The sequence below is a fragment of the Nocardia sp. NPDC050406 genome (assembly GCF_044459025.1).
GTDB lineage: Bacteria > Actinomycetota > Actinomycetes > Mycobacteriales > Mycobacteriaceae > Nocardia.
Genome location: NZ_JBITIM010000004.1, coordinates 255326 through 273622 on the forward strand (window position 1 = coordinate 255326; position 18297 = coordinate 273622).

Genomic DNA, 18297 nt, shown 5'->3' on the forward strand with positions numbered 1-18297 from the left:
ATGCACAAACGTTGCAGCTGAACTCCGGGTGGTTACAGTCGAGATATGGGCATCGAGTGTTCGAGCATTGTCGAGGCACCGCTGACCGAGGTCTTCGACTGGTTCGCGCGGCCAGGGGCGTTTCGCCGTCTGAGTCCGCCCTGGCAGCCATTGTCGCTGGTGAGCGAGGCGCGATCACTGGCCGACGGGCGGGCGGTGCTGGCCCTGCCGGGCGGTCTGCGGTGGGTCGCGCAACACGATCGCACCGCCTACAACCCGCCGTACCGCTTCGCCGACGCCGTGGTCGTGGACGGTCTCGCCTCCGCTCCGGCCGGACTCGCGGTGCACTGGAAGCACCTGCACGAATTCGAGGCCGTCGACGCCACCCACACCCGCGTGGCGGACAAGGTGGACACCCCGATTCCGGCGGCGGTGCTGCGCTCCACCTTCGACTACCGCTACCGCCAGCTGGCCGACGATCTCGCCGCGCACCGGCGGGCGGCCGCGCGCGGCTTCGGTCCGATCACCGTCGCGGTCACCGGCGCGTCCGGGCTCGTGGGCAGCGCGCTCACCGCCTTCCTCACCACCGGCGGACACACCGTGGTCCGACTCACCCGTCACACGCCCCGCGATACCACCGAGCGGCAATGGAATCCGGATGATCCGGCCCCGGATCTGCTCGACGGCGTGGACGCGGTGGTACATCTGGCCGGTGCCTCCATCGCGGGCCGATTCACCGACCGGCACAAGCGGGAGATCGCCGACAGCCGGATCGGTCCCACGCGGGCGCTGGCCGAGTTGGCCGCCCGCGCCGGGGTGTCGACCTTCGTGAGCGCGTCGGCGATCGGGTACTACGGCTACGACCGGGGCGACGAGATACTCACCGAGGAGTGCGAGCGCGGCGAGGGCTTCCTCGCCGATGTGGTCGACGCGTGGGAGGCGGCCACGGCCCCGGCGGCCGCGGCCGGAACGCGGGTGGTGCGGGTCCGCACCGGCATCGTGCAGTCACCGGCCGGTGGCACGCTGCGCATGCTGCGGCCGCTGTTCGCACTCGGTCTCGGGGGCCGCATCGGTGACGGCCGCCAATGGCTGTCGTGGATCGGCATCGACGATCTGATCGACGTGTATCACCGTGCGCTGTGGGACGATTCGCTCTCCGGCCCGGTCAATGCCGTGGCTCCGAATCCGGTGCGCAACAGCGAGTACACCGCCACCCTCGCCGGTGTGCTGCACCGACCGGCCGTGCTGCCGGTGCCGAAATTCGGTCCGGCGCTGCTGCTCGGGTCGGAGGGGGTGCGCGAACTCGCGGCGGCCAGTCAATGGGTGGCCCCGGCGCGGTTGGCGGCGGCCGATCATCATTTCCGCACACCGGATCTCGAGGCCGCACTGCGCCACCTGCTCGGCCGGGAACCGGCGCCCGCCGACCCGAGCGCCAACTGACGCATCGATTGTGCAGCGCTTTATCAGCGCTTCAGCAGCCGCCGCACGGCGTCGACCAGGCTCTCCACCCGCTGGGCGCCCTTCGGCAGGATGATCGCGTCCCACCCCGGCCCGCCGACGTGGACCTCGGCCCCGGCGGCCGCGCAGGCCCGCACCGCCGAGGTCAGCGCCGTGCCCTCCTGCTGTGACCACAGCACCACCGCCGCGCCGCGCTCCAGTCGGGCGAGCGTGTCGGTCAGGGCGTCCGTCGGTACGTCGGGCCCGAGCATGTGCGCGGCCTTCCCGCGCTCGGCCAGTGCCGCCCGGAGTACCTCCAGTGGCAGCGAATGCGCCTCGCCGCTGGTGCAGGCCAACACGATTCGAGCCGGATCCGCTTGTTCCGGAGGCGGATTCGTGCGATGCAGCACCGAGATGACGCACCACGACAGCAGATGTTCGACATCGACGCAGCCCTCCCCCGCGCCCTGGCGCGCCACGATCTCGGCGAAGGCGGGGCGGCACAGACCGTCCCAGGTCTCGGAGACGCCGAATTCGCGAACATGCGCGGTGAGCAGTCGGGTGACGGTCGTGGTGTCGAGCGCGAAGGCGGCCCGCAGCAGCGGTGCGATATCGCCCTGCTCGGGCTGCGGTCCACGCACCGTTTCGGCGGCGCTGGCCGGGCTCGCGCCCGCCCGGACCAGCGTGAGCATGCGTTCCAGCAGCGCGATATCGGCCTCGGAGTAGAGCCGGTGCCGCCCCGGCCGGTGTCGATCCGGTCCGATGCCGTAGCGCTGATTCCAGCTGCGCAGGGTCGCGGTCGGGATACCGAGACGTTCGGCCACCGCGCGCACCGGATATCCGGCCGCGTCACGGGGATCGGATCCGGTCGGCATCAGGTCCGCGGCCTTTCGAGAATCCGCGACATGACGATATTGCTGCGGGTGCGGCCCACCCGGCTGTTCTCCCGAATCCGCTCGACGGTGCGCTCGATCTCGGCCATATCGGTGGCCATGACATGCACCAGGGCGTCGGCCTCGCCCGCGATGGTCCACACGCCGACCACCTGGGGGATGGGTTCGAGGCTGCGGCGCAATTCGGCCGGGGTGATGTTGTCGCGGTAGTAGACCTCGACATAGGCCTCGGTGCGCCAGCCCAGCGCCGCGGGGTTGACCATGGCGGTGAAGCCGGTGATCTGTCCGCTGGCGACCAGTTTGTCCACGCGCCGCTTCACCGCCGGGGCCGAGAGTCCCACGGCCGCACCGATTTCCTGGAACGATGCTCGGGCCTGTCGGAGCAGGTGGCCGAGAATTCGCCGGTCGATCTCGTCCATGGGTGTAATCCTTGCCGCCGTGCGCAATGAATCGCTGTTTCCAGGTCCAGATGCGCAACGAATCAGTGTTCTCCGCGCAACGCTACGCCCAATACCTTCGTTTCAACTCGTGTGCCACCGCACCGTGTCGGATTCCGAACGGAGGGAGTTTCGTTGACCTCGCTGGCCCCGCTCCGCGCCCCCGAACCATCCGGTACCCGCCGCCCCACCGCGCGGCGCTATCTGATGTGCCGCCCCGAGCATTTCGACGTCTATTACGCCATCAATCCGTGGATGGACGCCACCGCTCCCGTGGACCGCGCCCTGGCGCTGGCGCAGTGGGAGACCCTGCGCGCCACCTTCGAAAGCCACGGCCACCGCGTCGATGTCATCGCACCCGAACCCGGTCTGCCCGATATGGTCTTCGCCGCCAATGGCGGTCTCGCTCTCGGTGACCGCGCCCTCTCGGCGCGTTTCGCCAATCCCGAGCGCGCCGCCGAAGGTCCCGCGTACCACCGCTGGCTCAGCGGGCAACCCTTCGCCAAGGTGCACGCCGCCACCGAGATCAATGAGGGCGAAGGCGATTTCGCGGTGGTCGGCCCGCGCATTCTCGCCGGTTCCGGCTTCCGCACCTCGCATGCCGCCCACCACGAAGCCGCGACCTTCTTCAACCGCCCGGTCGTCACCCTCGACCTGGTCGACCCGCGCTTCTATCACCTCGACACCGCGCTCATGCCCCTCGGCGACACCATCGCCTTCTATCCCCCCGCCTTCACCCGTGAGAGCGTGACCCTGCTCAGCGCCCTCTACCCCGACGCCCTCATCGCCACCGAGGACGACGCGAATGTCCTGGGCCTCAACGGCGTATGCGACGGCTACCACGTCTTCCTCACCGACAAGGCCGTCACGCTCCCCGATCAACTCCGCGAGCGCGGCTACCTCCCGGTCCCCATCGATCTCTCGGAACTGCTCAAATCCGGCGGCAGCGTGAAGTGCTGCACCATGGAACTGCACCCCGCCCGCTGACCCGCTTCCGTTAGGGTGGTGCCGGTGCGCCGAATCCTGGTGTCCGGCATATCCGGAGCGGGTAAGACAACGCTCGCTACCATCCTGGCCGCGCACTGGGCACTACCCCGATACGAACTCGATGCCCTGCGCCACGGCCCCGGCTGGGTGCCCCGCGCCGAGTTCGTCTCCGACGTCGAGCGTTTCGCGGCGACCGACGCCTGGATCACCGAGGATCAGTACTACGAGAAGGTCGGCCCGCTGCTCTGGTCGCGGGCCGACACCGTCATCTGGCTCGACCTGCCGCGGACGACGATCATGCACCGGGTGATCAGGCGCTCGGTCGCCCGCGCGCTCACCCGCCGCGAATTGTGGAACGGCAACCGCGAATCCGTTCGCGACTGGCTGGACCCGGACCATCCCATACGGCACGCGTGGGCACGGCACGCGCAGCGGCGGCGGCAGATCGAGGCGCGCATTCCCGCCTACCCCCACGTATCGGTGATCCGCCTGCGCACGGCCGCCGAGGCCGCCGCCTGGCTGCGGGGGATCCAGGCGGTCGGCCGCGGGCTCAACGCTCCGTGAAGAATTCGCGGATGTCGTCGACGAGCAGCTCGGGCTGTTCGAGGGCGATGTAGGCGCCGCCCCGGTCGAATTCGGTCCAGCGGGCCACCGTGGCGTCACGGTCGGCGAAGCGGCGGATGGTGACGTCGCCCGCCGCGACCACGAAGGCGGTGGGGACGGTGACGCGCTGTTTGGGCGCCCAGGTCATCGGGTCGTGCGCCAGGTCGTGGTAGCTCTGGGCGATGGAACCCGAAGTGGCGGTGAACCATTGGATGCTGACGTCGGTGAGCATCCGGTCGCGCGGGATGGCCTGCTCGGGCAGTTCCGCCCGCGGGTCGCTCCACTCCTTGAACTTCTCCACCACCCAGGCCAGCAGGCCGATCGGGGAGTCGTTGAGACCGTGCGCGATGGTCTGCGGTCGGGTCGACATCATGATGTTGAAGCCGATGCCGTCGCGCATGAACGTCTCGACCGTGGCCATGCGCTGCTGCTCGGCCTCGGTGAGACCCTCGACATTCTCGTCGGGCATGGCGACGTAGGCGTTGACGTGCAGGCCGATCAGGCGATCCGGCACCTGGCGGCCCAGCTCCAGGGAGAGGTTCGCGCCACCGCCTCCGCCGTGTGCGCCGAACCGCTCGTAGCCCAGGCGCGTCATCAATTCGGCCACGGCCGCCGCGGTGCGCGGGACGGTCCAGCCGGTATCGGCCAGCGGGGTGGAGAAGCCGAAGCCGGGCATGAAGGGGATCACCAGGTCGAAATCCCGCGACAGCGGCTCGATCACATCGAGCAAACCCATTGCCCCACCGGGGTTGTCATGCAGCAGCAACAGCGCCTGCGCGTCCGGCCGGGCACTGCGAATGTGCTTGAAGTGGATGCGCTGGCCCTCGATCTCGGTGGTGAACTGCGGCCACTTGTTGAGCTCGGCCTCGGCCTGCCGCCAGTCGAATTCGTCCTTCCAGTACTCGACCAGTTCGCGCAGGTAGTCCACCGGCACCCCGCGGCTCCAGTTCGCACCGGGCAGCGCGGGGGTCCAGCGCGCCCGCGCCAACCGCTCCCGGAGGTCGTCCAGCTCGGCCTGCGGAATCTCGATGTGGAAGGGCTGGATGAGGCTCATGACGATCTCCTTTGGAACGGAATGCTTTGTTCCGTTTCAATCTAACAGAACGAACCATTCCGCTGCAAGAGCTGGGCTCGATTCCCGGTCGATCCGCGTTCGCCCCCGGCGAACAGGGAGGTGGAACAAGACCACCGGGTCGCAGGTTGAGTAGGTAACGCTCAACCTTGGAAGGGGTCGAAGACGTGAGTACTTCACAGAACCTGCCGGTCCTGTTCCTGACCGATCCGATCGTGCTCCCGGGCATGGTCGTCCCGATCGAGCTGGACGAATCCGCGCAGGCCGCCATCGATGCCGCGCGGGCCGGAAAGGTCGAACAGGTGCTGCTCGCGCCTCGGCTCGAAGAGGGCTACGCCACCTACGGCGTGGTCGCGACCATCGAACAGGTCGGACGCATGCGCGGCGGCGCTCCCGCCGCGGTGCTCAAGGCCGAACGGCGCGCGAAGATCGGACACGGTGTCACCGGACCGGGCGCGGCGCTGTGGGTGGAGGCCGAGGAGGTCGAGACCCCGCCGGTCGACGGACGCACCAAAGAGCTTGCCGCCGAATACAAGAAGCTCGTCATCGCCGTCCTGCAACGCCGCGAGGCCTGGCAGGTCATCGACGCGGTGAACCAGCTCACCGACCCGTCGGCCATCGCCGACGCCGCCGGATGGGCTCCCTACCTGACCGACGAACAGAAGCGCGAACTGCTCGAAACCCCCGAGACCGCAGCGCGTTTGACCCGACTGATCGAGTGGACCAAGGCGCATATCGCCGAGACCGAGATCAGCGAGAAGATCAGCGAGGATGTGCGCGAGGGCGTCGAGAAGACCCAGCGCGAATTCTTGCTGCGCCAACAGCTCAACGCGATTCGCAAGGAGCTGGGCGAGGACGAGCCGGACGGCGCGGAGGACTACCGCACCCGGGTCGAGAACGCCGACCTGCCCAGCGATGTCCGCGAGGCCGCGCTGCGCGAGGTGGGTCGCCTCGAGCGGGCCAGCGATCAGAGCCCGGAATCCGGGTGGATCCGCACCTGGCTCGACACCGTCCTGGAGCTGCCGTGGAACGAGAAGACCACCGACAGCACCGATGTCTCCGCCGCGCGGGCCGTGCTCGACGCCGACCACCACGGCCTGGACGAGGTGAAGGACCGCATGGTCGAGTACCTGGCGGTGCGCGCCCGGCGCGCCTCGCGGGGGCTGGAGGTCGTGGGCGGTCGCGGCTCCGGCGCGGTGCTGGTGCTGGTCGGCCCGCCCGGTGTGGGCAAGACCTCGCTGGGTGAGTCGGTGGCACGGGCCCTGGGCCGCAAGTTCGTTCGCGTCGCCCTGGGCGGCGTGCGCGACGAGGCGGAGATCCGCGGGCACCGGCGCACCTACGTCGGCGCGCTGCCCGGCCGTATCGTGCGCGCCATGAAGGAGGCGGGATCGATGAATCCCGTTGTGCTGCTGGACGAGATCGACAAGGTCGGCTCCGACTTCCGGGGCGATCCGGCGGCGGCGCTGCTCGAGGTGCTGGACCCGGCGCAGAACCACACCTTCCGCGATCACTACCTGGACCTGGATCTGGACCTGTCCGATGTGCTGTTCATCGCGACCGCGAATGTCATGGAGACCATTCCCGGCCCGCTGCTGGACCGCATGGAGCTGATCACGGTCGACGGGTACACCGAGGAAGACAAGGTGGCCATCGCGCGCGACTTCCTCATCCCCCGGCAGTTGGAGCGCAACGCGCTGACGGCCGACGAGGTGTCGATCACCGACGCGGCGCTGCGCGAGATCGCGGCCAACTACACCCGGGAAGCCGGTGTGCGGCAGATGGAACGGTTGATCGCCAAGGCGCTGCGCAAGGCGGCGACTCGGCTGTCCACCGACGGGTTCTCCGAAATCGTCAGCGCCGGACTGGGTTACGACGTGTCGCTGGGCTACGAGGAGGACAAGGCCGAGGAGAGCGAGATCGCCTCGCTCACCATCGATCTCGCCGATTTGAAGGACTACCTGGGGCGTCCGCGCTTCACCCCCGACGGGGTGGAACGCACCGCGGTGCCCGGTGTGGCCACGGGTTTGGCGGTGACGGGTATGGGCGGCGATGTGCTCTACATCGAGGCCAATGCCGCCGAGGGCGAACGGTCGCTGACCCTCACCGGGCAGCTGGGTGACGTCATGAAGGAGTCGGCGCAGATCGCCCTCACCTACGTGCGCTCGCACCTGGAGGAGATCGGTATCGAGCCGAAGGTGTTGGATCGCAATATCCACATCCACTTCCCGGCGGGCGCGGTGCCGAAGGACGGTCCGTCGGCGGGCGTCACCATGGTCACCGCGCTGGTGTCGCTGGCGCTGGGTCGGCAGGTGCGCTCGGATGTCGGCATGACCGGTGAGGTCACGTTGAACGGGCGGGTGCTGCCCATCGGTGGCGTCAAGCAGAAGCTGATGGCGGCGCAGCGCAATGGTCTGAAGACCGTGTTCATTCCGGCGCGCAACGAGCCGGATCTGGACGAGGTCCCGGCCGAGGTGCTGGAGGCGCTGGATGTGCGTCCGGTCGCCGACGTGGCCGAGATCCTGGCCTACGCCATCGAACCGGTTGCCGAACCGGCGCTGGACGGGCGTCCGCTGGCCGCCACCGCATGAGATAGCTGCCGCGCGGAACAGTCACCGGCCGCACGTGTTTCACATGAAACACGTGCGGCCGGTTGGCATTTCGGCTATAAGTCCAGTTCAGTTGCTGCCGTTGGTGTCCAGTTCGCGGTCGACCGAACGAGTGGTGCCCTGCGCTACCGCGCACAGCACCGCTTCGCCTGACTCGCTGTCGGCATAGATTTCGCAGTGGCACACCGCTTGCCGACGAGTTGCTCCGGTGACGCTGGCGATGGCGCGCAGGCGTACGCCGCTGGCGGGGCGCAGATAGGTGATGGTGAATCCGCCGGTGAGGACGTTCGCGCCCAATACCGTTCCGGCCGCGTAGGTCAGGGCATTGTCGGCGGCATAGGACAGGACGCCGCCGTGTACGTAGCCGAACTGCTGGGCCAGTTCGGGGCGAATGGGGATCTCCAGGGTGGCCGAGCCGTCGCCGAACGCGGTGAGCTCCGCGCCCACCAGTTGGCTGAACGGTTGGGCCGCCAGGACTTTCCGGGCCAGGTCGAGGTCGAGGGTCATCGTCATGGCTGGTCTCCGTGGTCGTCGGTGCGGGGTGCGCGCAGCGTCTGCCAGGCGGCATCGGCCAGTTGTTCGGCGACTTCGGTTGGGGCGGTGTAGATCTCGCCGCCGAGCCAGAGGCGGGCGTACTGCTGGGCGGGGCCGAGCCACAGCGCGTAGAGCAGATCGAAGTCGAGATCGCGCACGGTGCCGTAGCTGGCGTGCGTGCGCCACCAGCGGAAGGCGTTGCGCAGGAATTCCTTGTTGGAGTCGCTCTCGCGGACGCCGGGTGGGCGAGCGGAGGTGAGAACCTTTGCGCGGTACTGGTTCTCGGTGACCCAGCGCAGGTGTTCGAGCACGCCCGCGCGGATGCCGGATTCGGCGTCGGCGCTGTCGCCGACCGCGGCCCAGAAGTGCTGCTGGTAGTCGGCGAGCGCATGTGCCCAGACCTGTCGGTAGAGCTCGGCCTTGTCCGGGAAGTGGTGGTAGAGCGCACCGACGCTGGCTCCCGCGGCATCGCGAATCTGGTTCAGCGTGGCGTCGAGTGCGCCCTGTTCCGCGAACTGTCGCTCGGCCGCCAAGAGCAACCGATCTCGAATCTTCATGTCCAGAATTTAGTTCTGTTTTGCGGGCAATGCAATGGCCAGACCCCGATCAGAAGAGGTTTCAGACCTTCGCGCGGCCCTTCGACAGCCAGTTGAACATGTACCGATACGGGTACCGAGCCTTCACCGACCCCGTCTCCACCTGCCCACTCACCCGCACCACCCGAGCTCCCGGAAACGGCCGCCGCTTCACCCGATTGACCACCCGTCCCCCATCGGACCGCACCTCGTCCAGATGCACCCGCCACCCCCGAGGCACCACCAACAACACGCTCCCCGACCCCACGGCCACCCGCATATCGATCTCGCGATGCGGACAGAACGCCCGCGTAAAGTCAACGGTCACAGACCCTTTAGGCAACTCGGTGACAATCCGAGGCGGAACGGCCCACTGCCCATTGACCTTTCGCCGCCCCCCACTCGAACGAAGTTCCAACAGCCCAGAACTCAACCCCGCACCCTGCCGCTGCCCGTCGGAACCGCTCACCAACACTCCTCCACGAAAAACTGGCCACGAGCATACGACGCCCACCCCCACCCACCCCCGAACCGTTATGCCCCTGATACCCATCCGCCCGAACACGCGTCCGGTCCCCGACCGCCGAACCCCGAACGCTCCAGCCCGCGTTCGAAGTTCGAGGGCTGAGCCGCGAGCGCTGCCTGCGCGCCTCGGAGTTCGAGAATCGGGCTTCGTATGCTCTCCGCCCGCGTTGGAGTCTCAGGGTTGGCCTCGTGTGGTCCCGGCTCGCGTCGGAGTTCCAGGGTTGGGCCTCGTGTGCTCTCCGCCCGTGTTCGGAGTTCCAGGGTCGGACCCGGAGTGTTCCCGGGCCCGCGTTTGGGGTTTCAGGGGCGAAGCCCCTGAGAGTTCCAGAGAGTTCGGGTTTGCCATGCTGGGGGGAAGCGACGGAAGGTGAGCACGCATGAGCGAGTTCGAGACGATCCGGTTCGAGCGGACCGGCAGTATTGCCCGCATCATCCTGAACCGGCCCGAGGCGGCCAATGGCATCAACCACGTCATGGGGCGGGAGTTGGCGGCCGTGGCGGGGCTGTGTGCCGACGACCCCGCGCTGAAGGTGGTGACGCTGACGGGTGCGGGGCGGTTCTTCTCCGCCGGTGGCGATCTCAAGGCCATGGCCGCCGCCAAGGACGACGGGCTGGGCGCGTATGTGAAGGCCCTCGCCACCGATCTGCACGAGGCCGTCTCACTGTTCGCCCGCATGGACGCGCTGCTCGTCATCGGCGTCAACGGCACCGCGGCGGGTGCGGGTTTCAGTCTCGCGATCGGCGGCGACCTGGTGGTGGCGGCCGAATCCGCCTCCTTCACCATGGCTTACACCCGCGCGGGCCTGAGCCCGGACGGCGGCGCGTCCTACTATCTGCCGCGCCTGATCGGCCTGCGCCGGACCCAGGAGCTCATGCTCACCAACCGCACCCTGTCGGCGGCCGACGCCCTCGACTGGGGTCTGCTGCACCGCGTCGTCCCCGACGCCGAACTCACCGCGACGGTCGATCAGCTCGCCGAGCAGTTCGCCGCCGGGCCGAAGTCGGCCAACGCGCACGTCAAGAAGCTGCTGCTGGTCGCGCACAACCACAATCTGGAGGAGCAGCTCGGCACCGAGGCCACCTTCATCGCCGACAGCGCGGACGGTCCGGACGGCCAGGAGGGCATCTCCGCCTTCCTCGGCAAGCGCGCCCCGCTCTTCTCCTGACGCCAAGCCGACCCGGCGAATGGAATTCCCTTGGCGGGAACCACCATTCGCCGGGACGCGTCAGCTCAGCCGCGTCGCCGCCGCAGCAGCAGCAGCAGCGCGACACCGCACACCACCGCGATACCGATACCCGCACCGGCCGCGACCACGATCCAGCCCCGCGCCGAACCATTGTCGGATTCCCCTGCGGCAGTATCCGATTCACCAGCCTGCTTGTCGCTCGGACTCTTGTCTTCCCCGAGCACCCCGCCGCCGGTACCTCCCGCATAGGTCGGCCCGTCCTCCGGTGTCCCGGTGACGGTGAGGTCCAATCGCATCGGCACCGGCGCGTTCGCGCCCTCCGCGGCCGTCGACCCCAGTTTGACCGCGATGTAATACCACCCGGCCACCGACTGCTTGCGCACCTCCGAGTCGTTCGCTTCGCGATTGTTGTAGCGAATCGGCACCGTGGCGATGGCCGGATCATGGGTGGGCAGGACGCCGTCCTCACCCAGATACACATGGTTGTCCTGCGTGATCTCCTCGGCCAGTGGCGAATACAGCGACGTCGACACATTCGAGACGCCATCGGTACCGCGAACGCCATTGGCCGCGTAGTGCACTCGATACGCCAGCCCCTGCCCCCACTCCAGCCGGACGCGGTAGAAGACGTACTCACCCGGCCGCAGCGTGTCGGTGTAGCGACCGGAACTGTCGAGCGTGGTCGCGGCATTGAAGGACCCACCGCCGGTCACGGGCGTGTCGACGCCCGCCGGATCGACGAAGGCGGTCTCCGTCAGCACCGGCGCGGGCCCGGAATCCGTTGTCGCGGGCTCGATTCCGACGAGCACTTCGAGCGGCAGCCGCTCCGGGGCCCCGTCCGAGACGGTGTCCCAGTTCACCGAGAAGTAGTACCGGCCGCCGCCCACGCACTTCTCGTCGGCGGCACCCGAGCTCTGCTTGGTCGCCCCGTCCCATGATTCGGTGATCGTCAGCGCCACACCATCACTCGACCGCGTCTCCTGTTCGCGCTCCCTGGAGTGGCAGTCGGCCCCGTCCCGGCCGTAGACCTTCGTCTCCAGCACATTGATGTCGTTGGTGATCGAAACACCGCTCACCCGTGGGAAAGACACGATGCCACTGAAATAGGCTGTGGCTCCGGCGGGCACGTCGACCGCGTAGTACCGCGTCTCCCGCTGCCCGATCGTGTCGAGATAGTGCCCCGCCGTCGCCACGGGGGCCTTGTCGTAGCTCGCCGCCCCACTGATCGGCGTGCCCTCGGCCTGATAGTTCCGCAGCGCCGCCGTACTCACCTTCGGCAGAATCCGTTCCAGCGCGGGCCCGTCCGCCGCGTCGCTGTAGGTGCCGCCGGTGGCCTTGGCCATGCAGTCGAGCTGGGCGCGCGCCTTCTCGTCCACCGCGAACCCGATGGTGTGCACCACCAGATCGAGGCCCTGCTGCTTCAATTCCCGTGCCACATCACAGGGTTCGGGCGGTGAGCAGGTGTCGTCGCCATCGGAGACCAACACGATGGAGCGCGCACCGGAATCGGGCAGGCTCTCGGCGGCCTGACGCAGCGCGGTGCCCATGGGCGTCCAGCCGCGCGCCTGAATACCGTCCACGGCGCTGGTCAGCGCACCCCGGTCGAGGCCCTCGGCCTCGCGCAGAATCCGCACGTCCTGGCAGCCGACGGCCTTCTCCGCCTCGGTATTTCCGGTCCCCGTGCCATAGGTGGTGAGCCCGACCTTCGCCTCCTGGGGCGCGGAGCCGACGAAGGCCCGCACCGCGTTCTTGGCGGCATCCATCATGGTGCCCGCCGGGTCGGGCCGCTGCATCGATCCGGAGGCGTCCAGAATGAGCATGGTCGGCGCGTACTGCTGATCCGATTCCGCGATCGCCGGTGGCGCGGCGCACGCGAGACCGATCAGGCCGACCGCGAAGCCGGTGACGACCGTGTAGAGCTTCGGCATATTCCTCTCCGGGTACCTCGGTACTGACTGCCGGGGCAGGCTACCCGGGATACCTGGAGGTCTCTATTCGGTGCGGGCCGAGCGCCGTGATCGCCCGCCCGCATCCGGTGCGGACCATCGTGTCGGCGGGCCCTTTCCGCCTATGCTCGGCTGTATGGCGTTCTCGGCGATGGTGGCACGTGAATCGGATAGCGGCATCGAGCTGAAGCGGGAGGAGGTCGACCACGACTTCCTGGGCGCGGGCACGGTGACCATCAAGGTGCACTACTCGAGTGCCAACTACAAGGACGCGCTGGCCATCACACCGCGCGGCGGCGTGGTGCGCGAGTACCCGATCATTCCCGGTATCGACCTCACCGGCGAGGTGGCCTCCTCCGAGGATCCGGCCTTCGCGCCCGGCGATCTGGTGGTCGCCCACGGCTACGACATCGGCGTCGCCCACCACGGCGGATTCGCCGAGTACGCGCGTGTCCCGGCGGAGTGGGTGGTGAAGCTGGAGGGCCTCACCCCGCGCGAGGCCGCGGCTCTGGGCACCGCCGGTTTCACTGCCGCCATGAGCGTGCAGGCCCTGCTCGACCGCGGCCTCACCCCCGAATCCGGCCCGGTGCTGGTGACCGGCGCGACCGGCGGTGTCGGCAGCGTGGCGGTGGATATGCTCGCCGCGCTCGGCTTCGAGGTGGTGGCCTCCACCGGCAAGACCGATGCGGGCGACCGGCTCGCCGAACTCGGCGCGAACTCCGTCATCGGCCGCCTGCCGGAAGATCCGGACGCCAAGATCCGCCCACTCGCCAAGGCGCAGTGGGCGGGTGCCGTCGACAGCGTCGGCGGCCGCTCCCTCGCCTACATCCTCAGCAGCATTCGCTACGGCGGCGCGGTGGCGGTGAGCGGCCTCACCGGCGGACCCGAATTGCCCACCACCGTCATGCCTTTCATCCTGCGCGGCGTAGCGCTGCTGGGTGTGGACTCCGCCCACATGCCCATCGGCCCGCGCCGCGACCTGTGGGCTCGCATGTCGAAAGACCTGAAGCCCCAGCACCTTTCGAGTGTCGAGAACTACTCCCCCATCACCGAGGCTCCGGCGGTGCTGCGCTCGATCATGGACGGCACCCACTCCGGCCGCACCGTCTTCGGGGTCGCGGGCGCGTTCTGAGCCGTCGGTCCGAATGGATTGGCGGACAATCCATTCGGACCACGGCACGCGCCGATGGGCTCAGGCGCGCCGACCCACGTACACGGTCGAAGCGCTGAGCAAGAAGATGTCGTCGCGGGCTCCGACGTAGGTGTCGGCAGCCGGATCGAGCAGCGCCTTCACGGTGTCGCGATCCGATTCGGAGAGCTTCTCGTCCATGCGCTCGCTCAGCGCCGTCAGCCATTCGACGACCGCCTCACGCACCGCGGGACCCGCGGGTGCCGGGTGGTCGGTGAGCACGCTGAACGAGGTCACCTCGGCGAGACCGGCCTCGGCCAGCGCCACACCCCACCCATACGGCATGCGCACCGCATCCGGCATCTCGGCCCGCATGGCCGCGAACCACTCATCGCGGGCCGCGTTGAGCCGATCCTGCAATCCCGGCGCGCCGATGCCGATATCCCACGGCAGATACCGGGTGGTCAGCCCGCCCTCGGCCAGCGCGAGCCAGCCGCCCGCGCGCACCAAGCGCGCCAGCCGCCGCACCCCGCCCTGTTCATCGGGCAGATGGTGGACCACCCGCGACGCCCACACCAGATCGGCCTCGGGCGTCTGTCGCAACAGTTCGTCGGAGGCCGCGTCGACACAGACCTGCTCCACCGTCACCGACTCGGCCGCGGCCCCGCCGCCGAGTGCGTGACGCACCGCTTCGGCGGCGGCGTCGAGCAGCTCCGGCACCGCGTCGACGAGCACGATCCGACCGCCGCCGCGCGCCGCGAGCACCCGCGCGAAGGCCGCCGCCTGCCCACCGGCCCCGGAACCGATATCCACCACCGTCGCCTGGTCCGGCAGCCGTCCCACCAGCCGATCGGCGATCCCGGCATTGGCCTCCTCGGCGACGGCGTCCTCACGCCGCAGGAATCCGATGCGGGTGGACCAGTCGATCCCGTCGTGGGTGTGCCCGTGCCCGCCACCGTGCCCGTGTCCATGTCCATGTGTCTGTGCGCCCATGCTTACGACGCTATCCACCCCGCGCTCGGAGACAACTTTCTTTGCCGTTTCGGCAACAAGTGTCGGGCTAGCCGCTCGCGCGGTGGGCCTCGTCCGGTTGGAGATGGGCGAGCAGCAGTTTGATGAAGAGAATGGGCGGCATCCAGGCGAGCGCGGCCGGAACATCGAGGGGTACCAGCAGGGCGAGGGTCACCCAGGCGAAGGCGATCGGGCGTTGTAGGAACCGGGGCGAGGAGACCACGACGACCGCACCCGCGAGCGCCAGCGCGTAGACGGCTCCCGCGCTGTACCAAGGGAATTCGGACACCACCAAGGCCAGCAGGAAGGGTTGCAGGTGGATGGCGACGAAGAGCAGGTGGTGTCGAGCCGTGCGCCCTTCGCGGTGGAAGTGGCGTTTGGCGGAGGCGGTGGCATTGACCACCGCGCCACCACACAGGTCGAAGGCCACGACGGCGATCACCACGATGGCGAGTGCGGAGAGGTCCGCGCGCACGGCGAGGGTGACGGCGACGAGTGACCCGATCGTCGCGGTGAGATAGCAGACGAGCTGCTCGCCTCGGCTGGCCCCGGGCGCGATGAGTCGATCTCCCAGGGTCGTCATGTCCGCTCCCACGACACACCCCGACCATACCGACGATCACCCGGGTGCGCGCCGGAACGAGTTGGGGCGCGGCGTCATTCGCGCCGCGCCCCTGCGCGTCCTGCGTGGTTCTAGGCCGCCACCGGCGCGCTGTCGTCCGCGAACTGGGTGCGGTACAGCTCCGAGTACCGCCCGCCCGCCGCGAGCAACTGGGTGTGCGTTCCGTGCTCCACGATCCGCCCGTGCTCCAACACCACGATCTGATCGGCATTGCGAATGGTCGAGAGCCGGTGGGCGATAACCAGAGCCGTGCGACCCTCCAGGGCTTCGCCCAGCGCCGCCTGCACCGCCGCCTCGGAGGTGGAGTCCAGGGAGGCGGTCGCCTCGTCGAGGATCACCACCCGCGGCTGCTTGAGCAGCAGCCGGGCGATGGTCAACCGCTGGCGCTCACCGCCCGACAGCCGGTAGCCGCGCTCCCCGACCACGGTGTCCAGGCCGTCGGGCAGCGATTCCACCAGTTCCAGCAATCGGGCCCGCCGCAACGCATCCCACAGCTCCGCGTCGGTGGCCTCGGGCCGCGCCAGCGCCAGATTGTTGCGAATGGTGTCGTGGAACAGGTGCCCGTCCTGGGTCACCAGTCCGACCGTGGCCTGAATGGACCGGCTCTTCAGGTCGCGCACATCCATTCCGGCCAGCCGCACCGCACCGGAGTCCACGTCGTAGAGCCGCGAAACCAATTGCGCGATAGTCGATTTACCGGCTCCCGAGGAGCCGACCAGCGCCACCATCTGCCCGGGCTCGGCCTTCAGCGTCACCCCGTGCAGCACCTCCTCGCCGCCGCGGGTGTCCAGTGTCGCGACCTCTTCCAGGGAGGCCAGCGACACCTTGTCCGCCGCCGGGTACCCGAAGTGCACCGCGTCCAGCTCCACCGACACCGGCCCTTCCGGCACCTCCACCGCCTCGGGCGCGTCCTCGATGAGCGGCTTCAGATCCAGCACCTCGAAGACCCGCTCGAAGCTCACCAGCGCCGACATGATCTCCACCCGGGCGCTCGCCAGCGCGGTGAGCGGCGAGTACAGCCGGGTCAGCAGCAGCGAAAGCGACACCACCGCACCGGCTTCCAGCTGACCGCGCAGCGCGTAGAACCCGCCCAGGCCGTAGACCAACGCGATGGCCAAGGCCGACACCAGGGTCAGCGCGGTCACGAAAACGGTCTGCAGCATGGCGGTGCGCACGCCGATATCGCGCACCCGCCCGGCCCGCACCGCGAACTCCGAGGACTCCTGTTCGGGACGGCCGAACAGCTTCACCAGCGTGGCTCCGGGCGCGGAGAAGCGCTCGGTCATCTGGGTGCTCATGGACGCGTTCAGCCCGGCGGCCTCGCGCTGAATTCCGGCCAGCTTGTGGCCCATTCGCCGCGCGGGCAGCACGAACACCGGCAGCAGCACCAGCGCGAGCAGCGTGATCTGCCAGGACAGCCGCATCATGACGGCGACCGTCAGCGCGAGCGTCACCAGATTGGTCACCACCCCCGACAGGGTGGAGCTGAAGGCCCGCTGCGCGCCGATCACGTCACTGTTGAGACGGCTCACCAGCGCGCCGGTGCGGGTGCGGGTGAAGAACGCCACCGGCATCCGCTGCACATGGTCGAAGACGGCGGTCCGCAGGTCGTAGATGAGCCCTTCGCCGATGCGCGAGGACAGCCACCGAATGACCAGTCCCAGTCCGGCATCCAGCACCGCCACCACACCGATGATGGCCGCGAGCGTCACCACCACCCGGGGCGCGGAGCCCTTGACGATCCCGTCCACCACCCAGCCCGCGAGTACCGGACTGGCCACCGCCAGCAGGGCCGAGACCACACTGAGCAGCAGGAAGGCCACGAGCCTGCGATGGTGCCGGGAGGCGAAGGCGAGAATCCGCCGGGCGGTCGCCAGGCGCATAGGCCGCTGTTCGTCGGGCGCGTGCATCTGCCGGTACAGCTGATCCCACGCCACGGATTCCATACTCATCGCCGCTCTCCTCACCGCGTCTCAGGCCATGAAACCCGAGGCCACCGACACTAGAACCTCAACAAAGGTTGAGAGCAAATCCGTCCGACTTCGCCGTCGGCGAAACGCCGCGCGCGAAACGCCGTGACTCCGTCGGTGAATCTCCCCGCCGGTCATGACCGTCAGTAGGATTTCTGGTGTGACCGAGAAGCTCAGCATCACCATGCCCGACCGTGTCGCCGCCGCGGCTCGGGCCGCCGCGGCCGCCGCCGGGAAACCGCTGTCCACCTGGATCGCCGAGACCATCGACCGGGTGACCTACGCCGATGCCCGCCGCCACGATGTGGCCATGATCGAAGAGCACAAACTTCTCGGCGCGGACTGGGCCGCGCGGCAGGCCGAGGCCTTCAAGGCCGCCCGTCCCGGAGCGCGTGGGTGACCGCCCAGCGGGGGCAGATCATCCTCACCCAGGCCGCCACGGTCATGCCGGGCGGAACCATGTTCCTGGTGGTGTCGGGCGAGAACTACAACCACGACCAACCCGGCCTGCGCCTCGTGGTGCAGGTGGTCGGGCCGCAATTGCGCCCGGCCGCGGGCGCCTATCTCTACGATCTCGGCACGGTGGGCACCGCGGTCCTGGTCGCGCCGACGACCCTGCCGAGCGATTGGCTCACCGGCGACCCCATCGCCGAGGTCGACTCCGACACCATGGACGACATCGGCACGCGCATCGCGCGACTGTATCTATGACTCCGGCAGGAGGTTCGCCGCGACGACGGGCAGAGCTGTATCCGGTGGCGCATTCGTCCGCGAACAGGTCGAG

Annotated in this window: 18 protein-coding genes; 8 read left to right on the forward strand and 10 right to left on the reverse strand. The window is 68.8% G+C overall.

The features are described from left to right. The first annotated feature begins 45 nt into the window (after nt 1-45). Nucleotides 46-1419 carry a TIGR01777 family oxidoreductase gene (locus tag ACIBH2_RS29905; protein WP_397123530.1) on the forward strand — a complete coding sequence of 458 codons (1374 nt, stop codon included), beginning with the start codon at nt 46-48 and terminating at the stop codon, nt 1417-1419. A 23-nt stretch (nt 1420-1442) separates the two neighbouring features. Here ACIBH2_RS29905 and ACIBH2_RS29910 read toward each other — a convergent pair whose 3' ends face one another. Both ACIBH2_RS29910 and ACIBH2_RS29915 read right to left on the reverse strand, forming a co-directional pair. Further along, entirely contained in the window at nt 1443-2291 is an 849-nt protein-coding gene (locus ACIBH2_RS29910) for a MerR family transcriptional regulator (RefSeq protein WP_397123532.1), read from the reverse strand. Beyond that, nucleotides 2291-2728, reverse strand: coding sequence for an Lrp/AsnC family transcriptional regulator (locus tag ACIBH2_RS29915; protein WP_397123534.1), 438 nt, complete (start codon nt 2726-2728; stop codon nt 2291-2293). Before ACIBH2_RS29915 ends, ACIBH2_RS29910 begins: the two co-directional genes overlap by 1 nt. Nucleotides 2729-2881: 153 nt before the next feature. Here ACIBH2_RS29915 and ddaH point away from each other — a divergent pair, with 153 nt between their 5' ends. Beyond that, nucleotides 2882-3733 carry a dimethylargininase gene (gene ddaH / locus ACIBH2_RS29920; protein WP_397123536.1) on the forward strand — a complete coding sequence of 284 codons (852 nt, stop codon included), beginning with the start codon at nt 2882-2884 and terminating at the stop codon, nt 3731-3733. Nucleotides 3734-3757: 24 nt separating this feature from the next. Further along, on the forward strand, nt 3758-4297 hold the full coding sequence (locus ACIBH2_RS29925; protein ID WP_397123538.1) for an AAA family ATPase: 540 nt from the start codon (nt 3758-3760) through the stop codon (nt 4295-4297). Here ACIBH2_RS29925 and ACIBH2_RS29930 read toward each other — a convergent pair. Beyond that, nucleotides 4284-5390, reverse strand: a complete 1107-nt coding sequence (locus tag ACIBH2_RS29930; RefSeq protein ID WP_397123540.1) for an epoxide hydrolase family protein — start codon at nt 5388-5390, stop codon at nt 4284-4286. The two genes, ACIBH2_RS29925 and ACIBH2_RS29930, sit on opposite strands and share 14 nt — an antisense overlap. 185 nt (nt 5391-5575) lie before the next feature. On the opposite strand from ACIBH2_RS29930, the gene lon reads away from it, so the two are divergent. Further along, nucleotides 5576-7996: an endopeptidase La gene (gene lon / locus ACIBH2_RS29935; RefSeq protein WP_397123542.1), complete on the forward strand. Its 2421-nt coding sequence runs from the start codon at nt 5576-5578 to the stop codon at nt 7994-7996. Between the two features lie 87 nt (nt 7997-8083). On the opposite strand, the gene ACIBH2_RS29940 is transcribed toward lon, so the two are convergent. The 3 genes from ACIBH2_RS29940 to ACIBH2_RS29950 form a co-directional block, all read right to left on the reverse strand. Then, nucleotides 8084-8521, reverse strand: a complete 438-nt coding sequence (locus ACIBH2_RS29940) for a PaaI family thioesterase (protein WP_397124255.1) — start codon at nt 8519-8521, stop codon at nt 8084-8086. Nucleotides 8522-8523: 2 nt separating this feature from the next. Beyond that, nucleotides 8524-9105, reverse strand: coding sequence for a TetR/AcrR family transcriptional regulator (locus tag ACIBH2_RS29945; protein ID WP_397123544.1), 582 nt, complete (start codon nt 9103-9105; stop codon nt 8524-8526). Nucleotides 9106-9166: 61 nt separating this feature from the next. Next, nucleotides 9167-9451, reverse strand: a complete 285-nt coding sequence (locus ACIBH2_RS29950) for a hypothetical protein (protein WP_397123546.1) — start codon at nt 9449-9451, stop codon at nt 9167-9169. 574 nt (nt 9452-10025) lie between these two features. Between ACIBH2_RS29950 and ACIBH2_RS29955 the strand changes: the two genes are divergently transcribed. Continuing rightward, the gene (locus ACIBH2_RS29955) at nt 10026-10814 is read left to right on the forward strand and encodes an enoyl-CoA hydratase/isomerase family protein (protein WP_397123548.1); all 789 of its coding nucleotides are present in this window, start codon (nt 10026-10028) and stop codon (nt 10812-10814) included. Between the two features lie 65 nt (nt 10815-10879). Here the strand turns inward: ACIBH2_RS29955 and ACIBH2_RS29960 are convergent, their stop codons facing one another. Next, on the reverse strand, nt 10880-12763 hold the full coding sequence (locus ACIBH2_RS29960; RefSeq protein ID WP_397123550.1) for a VWA domain-containing protein: 1884 nt from the start codon (nt 12761-12763) through the stop codon (nt 10880-10882). Between the two features lie 154 nt (nt 12764-12917). Here ACIBH2_RS29960 and ACIBH2_RS29965 point away from each other — a divergent pair, with 154 nt between their 5' ends. After that, nucleotides 12918-13913 carry an oxidoreductase gene (locus ACIBH2_RS29965; RefSeq protein WP_397123552.1) on the forward strand — a complete coding sequence of 332 codons (996 nt, stop codon included), beginning with the start codon at nt 12918-12920 and terminating at the stop codon, nt 13911-13913. A 60-nt stretch (nt 13914-13973) separates the two neighbouring features. On the opposite strand, the gene ACIBH2_RS29970 is transcribed toward ACIBH2_RS29965, so the two are convergent. The 3 genes from ACIBH2_RS29970 to ACIBH2_RS29980 all read right to left on the reverse strand — a co-directional run bounded on the left by ACIBH2_RS29970 (nt 13974) and on the right by ACIBH2_RS29980 (nt 17495). Next, entirely contained in the window at nt 13974-14903 is a 930-nt protein-coding gene (locus ACIBH2_RS29970; RefSeq protein ID WP_397123554.1) for a class I SAM-dependent methyltransferase, read from the reverse strand. Between the two features lie 67 nt (nt 14904-14970). Next, nucleotides 14971-15504: a hypothetical protein gene (locus ACIBH2_RS29975; protein WP_397123556.1), complete on the reverse strand. Its 534-nt coding sequence runs from the start codon at nt 15502-15504 to the stop codon at nt 14971-14973. Nucleotides 15505-15614: 110 nt separating this feature from the next. Next, on the reverse strand, nt 15615-17495 hold the full coding sequence (locus tag ACIBH2_RS29980; RefSeq protein ID WP_397123558.1) for an ABC transporter ATP-binding protein: 1881 nt from the start codon (nt 17493-17495) through the stop codon (nt 15615-15617). 178 nt (nt 17496-17673) lie between these two features. Here ACIBH2_RS29980 and ACIBH2_RS29985 point away from each other — a divergent pair, with 178 nt between their 5' ends. Both ACIBH2_RS29985 and ACIBH2_RS29990 read left to right on the forward strand, forming a co-directional pair. Beyond that, complete coding sequence (locus ACIBH2_RS29985; RefSeq protein ID WP_397123560.1) at nt 17674-17913, forward strand: hypothetical protein; 240 nt, start codon at nt 17674-17676, stop codon at nt 17911-17913. Further along, nucleotides 17910-18224, forward strand: coding sequence for a hypothetical protein (locus ACIBH2_RS29990; protein WP_397123562.1), 315 nt, complete (start codon nt 17910-17912; stop codon nt 18222-18224). The genes ACIBH2_RS29985 and ACIBH2_RS29990 overlap by 4 nt, the downstream gene beginning before the upstream one ends. The last annotated feature ends 73 nt before the right edge of the window (nt 18225-18297 follow it).